This is a genomic window from Corynebacterium sp. MSK044, from assembly GCF_030232825.1.
Taxonomy (GTDB): Bacteria; Actinomycetota; Actinomycetes; order Mycobacteriales; family Mycobacteriaceae; genus Corynebacterium.
On the sequence record NZ_JASPJJ010000036.1, the window covers coordinates 1 to 5,109 of the forward strand.

Below are 5,109 nucleotides of genomic sequence, written 5' to 3' on the forward strand. Positions count from 1 at the left end.
CACCCCTTTGGAGCAATGACGCTGCTCTACGGGCGGTAACCCACCAAGTAGCCGGCATGTCCGGCCATTTGGTGTGCTCAGAAACGAGTATTGAAGTGCTGGTTTGTATTGTTTTAAGCACTCTGTGTAAGGTATCAATTCGTGCAAGACGCGGGCTTAGATCCCGTCTGAGCGCGAAAAGTGCATAAGGCCCTGTGGCGCAGTTGGTTAGCGCGCCGCCCTGTCACGGCGGAGGTCGCGGGTTCAAGTCCCGTCAGGGTCGCTGAACTGCTTTTAGCGGTTCCGGCCAGATAGCTCAGTTGGTAGAGCACACGCCTGAAAAGTGTGGGGTCGCCAGTTCGATCCTGGCTCTGGCCACAGTTAACCCCGCGTCGTTGACGCGGGGTTTCGTGTTGCTGGGGCCGGTACACTCGTGCGCATGAGTGAGCAGAATTTCGAGATTAAGCACAAACCGGAACACCACCGCTATGTCATCACGGTTGACGGTGAGCAGGCCGGGTTTGCCAATTATCACGAAGTCGGGGATGTCCGCGATTTCAACCACACGGTCATCGATCCGGCGTTCCGTGGGCGTGGTTTGTCCTCACCCCTGATCCAAGCCTCTCTCGACGACACGCGGGAGTCTGGAAAGAAGATCATCCCGTCCTGCTCTGCGGTGGAACATTTTGTGCAGAAGAACGAAGGCTACAAAGACCTGGTGCAGTAGCGGCAGGCGACCTTAGCGGGTGGTGCTGTCGTTGTGGTCGTTGGCGCCAGAGACGTAGGCGTCCGGATCGACGAGGTGCTTACGCTCGTCACTGCCACGCGGACGGCATTTGGCGGGGATTCCAATGGCGATGCAGTTGGGGGGAACATCTTTGGTTACAACGGCATTCGCTCCGACAGCGGATCCTTCGCCGATGGTGATCGGGCCGAGGACCTTGGCGCCGGCACCGATGGTGACGTCATCGCCGATAGTGGGGTGGCGTTTGGTCTGGGTCAGGACCTGTCCGCCGAGGGTGACGCCGTGGTAGAGCATGACGCCGTCCCCAATTTCGGCGGTTTCGCCGATGACAATGCCCATGCCGTGGTCAATGAAGAAGCGACGTCCGATGGTGGCACCGGGGTGGATTTCCACGCCGGTGAGGAAGCGGGTGAATTGCGCCAGGATGCGCGCTGGGCCCTTGATGTTGCGGGTCCACAGGGCGTGCGAGATGCGGTGCATCCAGATGGCGTGAAGGCCGGAGTAGACGATGGCGTTCTCAAGATCGCCGCGGGCAGCGGGGTCGTGGAGGCGCGCGTTTTCGAGGTCCTCACGGATTGTTTGGATCACCTTGAACATGACAGCCCACTTTAACAGCGCATGAAAAAGGGCCCCCGCCCGCGTGGGGTTTAGATTCACACGCGCGGAGGCCAAGTAACCGGCGTTTAGTCGCGGATGTCCTCGTAGAGGATGGTGGAGATGTAGCGCTCGCCGAAGTCGCAGATGACGGTGGCGATGGTCTTGCCAGCGTTCTCCGGGCGCGAAGCCACTTCGAGGGCAGCTGCAACGTTAGCGCCGCTGGAGATGCCGCCGAGGATGCCGTCTTTGCGGGCGAGCTCACGGGAGGTGGCTACAGCAGTTTCGTTGGAGATGGTGAGAACTTCGTCGATAATCCCGCGGTTCAAGGTGGCGGGCACGAAGTTTGCGCCGAGACCCTGGATCTTGTGTGGACCAGCCTGGCCTTCGGACAGGAGAGGGGAGGCGGACGGCTCCACGGCAATGAGCTGGATGTCCGGGTTCTGCTCCTTCAGGTACTTGCCGGCGCCGGAGATGGTGCCGCCGGTGCCCACGCCGGCGACGAGGATGTCAATCTTGCCGTCGCTGTCCGCCCACAGCTCAGGGCCGGTGGTTTCGTAGTGGACGGTCGGGTTGGCTTCGTTTTCAAACTGGCGGGCCTGGATGGCGTTGTCAGTCTGCTCGACAATCTCGTTTGCCTTTTCCACGGCTCCCTTCATCCCCGCTGCACCCGGCGTCAGTTCAATCTGGGCACCGTAGGCACGCAGTACGACGCGGCGCTCAACGGACATGGTTTCCGGCATGGTCAGGATGACCTTGTAGCCACGCGCCGCGCCGACAAGTGCGAGGGCGATGCCGGTGTTACCGGAGGTGGCTTCGACGATGGTGCCACCGGGCTTGAGCTGACCGGAGGCCTCCGCGGCGTCGATAATCGCGCGTCCGATGCGGTCCTTCACGGAGTTAGCGGGGTTGAAGAATTCGAGTTTGCCCAGGATGCGTGCCTGTGCGGCGTCGGTGCCTTCGGTGATGCCTTTAAGTTCGACGAGCGGGGTGCCACCGATGGTTTCCAGGATGTTGTTGTAGATCTTTCCCATTTTTTCTCCTTTAGCTATGAGCTGTTGACATGTGATCCTACACGACCCACGCTAAAAATCTAGACCGAGTGGTCCAATAACTATGGACCAGGTGGTTTGGGGGTAGCGTCGATAAGCAATTGCGTACTTCTTGCGCACATTTTTCGGATTTGGTTACCCCCGATTAACCGTTAAGATGGGGGCTGTTTGTTCCACTAGGGCATTTATCGGGCTGGATCCGGACAGTGTCCTTCCTCCGTCGGGGACACTCGAACGGGGGCAATGCGACGGCCAGAGAAGGAGAGAACATGGACGCGCAAGGGGTTAAGGACGACGACGATGCGATCCGCGCGTCTCTGACTGCGCTGAAGACAGCTACCGGCATTCCGGTAGCGATGTATGGCACCCTTCTTGCTGATAATCGCCTTCAGATCACCCAGTGGATCGGTTTGCGCACGCCGGCTCTGCAGAACCTGGTGATTGACCAGAATCAGGGTGTGGGTGGCCGTGTTGTCTCGACACGACGTGCGGTGGGCGTGTCTGATTACACCCGCGCGAATGTGATTTCGCATGAGCATGACCGCGCGATTCAGGATGAGGGACTTCATTCTGTTGTTGCTGTGCCGGTGATTGTGCAGCGTGAGATTCGTGGTGTGTTGTATGTGGGCGTGCATTCTCCGGTGCGCCTGGGGGACAAGGTGATCGAGGAGGTCACCATGACTGCGCGCACGCTCGAGCAGGACCTTGCGGTCAATTCAGCTTTACGACGAGTCGAAGGTGGCAAAGCCACTGCCAAAGCGGGCCGCGTGATGAATGGTGCGGAATGGGAGCAGGTCCGTGCCACCCACTCCAAGCTGCGCATGCTGGCTAACCGTGTTGAAGATGAGCCGATCCGTAAGGAACTTGAGCAGCTGTGTGACCAGATGGTCGCGCCGGTGCGTGTGAAGCAGTCCACGAAGCTGTCTGCGCGCGAACTGGATGTTCTCTCCTGCGTTGCCCTGGGCCACACGAACGTGGAGGCCGCCGAGGAAATGGGTATTGGCGCGGAGACGGTGAAGTCCTACCTGCGCAGCGTGATGCGCAAGCTGGGGGCGCACACTCGTTATGAGGCTGTGAACGCTGCGCGCAGGATTGGTGCGCTGCCTTAACCGCCTCTTGGCTAAATTTTCACTACCCTGGGTCGCGTGAAAGAGCGTTTTCTGGTCCAAGGTGGAGCCCGCCTCGAAGGGGTTGTGCGAGTTGATGGCGCCAAAAATAGTGTGTTGAAGCTGATGGCCGCCGCGCTGTTGGTGGAGGGCACGACAACTCTGAATAACTGCCCGGAGATCCTCGATGTGCCGTTGATGCAGAAGGTGCTGGAAGGTTTGGGCTGCGAGGTGGAGATTGATGGCACGGTTGTGCGCATTCACACCCCCGCGCAGTTGTCTTCCCGCGCGGATTTTGATGCGGTGCGTCAGTTCCGTGCCTCCGTGGCCGTGTTGGGCCCGTTGACGGCGCGCTGCGGGGAGGCGATCGTGGCTCTTCCGGGCGGTGACGCGATTGGTTCCCGCCCCTTGGATATGCATCAGTCCGGCCTGGAAAAGCTGGGGGCTACCACTCACATTGAGCACGGTGCCGTCGTTGCGCGCGCCGGTCGTTTGCATGGTGCGCGAATTAACCTGGACTTCCCCTCCGTCGGTGCAACGGAGAATATTCTCACCGCTGCTGTCTTGGCTGATGGTCAGACTGTGCTGGACAATGCAGCGCGTGAGCCGGAGATCGTGGATCTCTGCTACATGCTCAACGCGATGGGTGCGCGCATCACCGGTGCTGGCACGTCCACCATCACCATCGAGGGCGTTGAGTCCCTCCACCCCACGGAGCACACCGTGATCGGCGACCGCATCGTGGCGGGCACCTGGGCATATGCCGCCGCCATGACGCGGGGTGATGTCACCGTCGTTGGTATTGCTCCCCGCCACCTGCACTTGGCTTTGGCGAAGCTGAAGAATGCCGGCGCTCATGTGGAGACCTACGACAACGGATTCCGCGTGCGCATGGACGGCCGCCCTCAAGCCGTGGACTACCAAACCTTGCCGTTCCCCGGCTTCCCCACGGACCTTCAGCCCATGGCTATTGGTCTGAGCGCTGTCGCTGAGGGGACCTCCGTGATTACGGAGAATGTCTTTGAGTCCCGCTTCCGTTTCGTGGATGAGATGTTGCGCCTGGGCGCAGATGCCACCGTCGATGGCCATCATGTGGTTCTTCGCGGCGTGGAGCGCCTGTCATCCACGGATGTCTGGTCTTCCGATATCCGCGCGGGCGCCGGCCTCGTTTTGGCTGGTCTTGTCGCTGATGGGGAGACGATTGTCCATGACGTTGACCACATCGACCGCGGTTACCCCCACTTCGTTGAAGACCTCAATCATCTCGGTGCTGATGTGCGCCGCGTATAGGCATGTGCTTATCGACGATTCTCCCCTCCCACCTGCTGATTTGTGTTGTTGGTTGGATGTGTGTAGTTTTGTGTGAGTCAGCGTGACCGACAACGCCCCGCCGGCCAGTCTGATTGGGACTGGGTTTTGGTGAGATGGCGGTAGGAAAACGAGCGTTGATGGTTCCTTTCATGTGATCCGCATGTGCTGCGATTTTGTTTGTGGTGTGGGTGTGTGTAAGGTTCAGCAAGCTGCTTTGAACGGGCCCTGTTGTGGGGTGTGTTTGGGTGTGCGTGTGTTGTGTGAGAACTCGATAGTGTGCCAATGATTTTTTGTTTGGTTGGTTTGTGACTGTTTACTCCGT

Annotated in this window: 5 protein-coding genes and 2 tRNA genes; 5 read left to right on the plus strand and 2 right to left on the minus strand. The window is 59.6% G+C overall.

Translation table 11 applies throughout. The features are described from left to right. Positions 1-188: 188 nt before the first annotated feature. The 3 genes from QP994_RS10805 (at position 189) to QP994_RS10815 (ending at position 706) form a co-directional block, all read left to right on the plus strand. Positions 189-262: transfer RNA gene (locus QP994_RS10805), tRNA-Asp, on the plus strand. A gap of 22 nt (positions 263-284) precedes the next feature. Then, positions 285-357 (plus strand) — tRNA-Phe (locus QP994_RS10810). A gap of 61 nt (positions 358-418) precedes the next feature. After that, positions 419-706 carry a GNAT family N-acetyltransferase gene (locus QP994_RS10815; protein ID WP_284866785.1) on the plus strand — a complete coding sequence of 96 codons (288 nt, stop codon included), beginning with the start codon at positions 419-421 and terminating at the stop codon, positions 704-706. A 12-nt stretch (positions 707-718) separates the two neighbouring features. Here QP994_RS10815 and epsC read toward each other — a convergent pair whose 3' ends face one another. Next, the gene (gene epsC, locus QP994_RS10820; protein ID WP_284856425.1) at positions 719-1,321 is read right to left on the minus strand and encodes a serine O-acetyltransferase EpsC; all 603 of its coding nucleotides are present in this window, start codon (positions 1,319-1,321) and stop codon (positions 719-721) included. Positions 1,322-1,407: 86 nt separating this feature from the next. Then, positions 1,408-2,352, minus strand: a complete 945-nt coding sequence (gene cysK, locus QP994_RS10825) for a cysteine synthase A (protein ID WP_284866786.1) — start codon at positions 2,350-2,352, stop codon at positions 1,408-1,410. Positions 2,353-2,639: 287 nt separating this feature from the next. Between cysK and ramA the strand changes: the two genes are divergently transcribed. Both ramA and murA read left to right on the plus strand, forming a co-directional pair. Further along, the gene (gene ramA / locus QP994_RS10830; RefSeq protein WP_284856423.1) at positions 2,640-3,479 is read left to right on the plus strand and encodes an acetate metabolism transcriptional regulator RamA; all 840 of its coding nucleotides are present in this window, start codon (positions 2,640-2,642) and stop codon (positions 3,477-3,479) included. Positions 3,480-3,515: 36 nt separating this feature from the next. Continuing rightward, a complete protein-coding gene (gene murA, locus QP994_RS10835; protein ID WP_284866788.1) occupies positions 3,516-4,766 on the plus strand; it encodes a UDP-N-acetylglucosamine 1-carboxyvinyltransferase in 1,251 nt (416 codons plus the stop codon). Positions 4,767-5,109 lie beyond the last annotated feature (343 nt).

Excerpts from the sequence above, each read along its gene's own strand:
- QP994_RS10815 (WP_284866785.1), top strand. The coding sequence starts at position 419 with ATGAGTGAGCAGAATTTCGAGATTAAGCACAAACCGGAACACCACCGC.
- epsC (WP_284856425.1), bottom strand. The coding sequence starts at position 1,321 with ATGTTCAAGGTGATCCAAACAATCCGTGAGGACCTCGAAAACGCGCGC.
- cysK (WP_284866786.1), bottom strand. The coding sequence starts at position 2,352 with ATGGGAAAGATCTACAACAACATCCTGGAAACCATCGGTGGCACCCCG.
- ramA (WP_284856423.1), top strand. The coding sequence starts at position 2,640 with ATGGACGCGCAAGGGGTTAAGGACGACGACGATGCGATCCGCGCGTCT.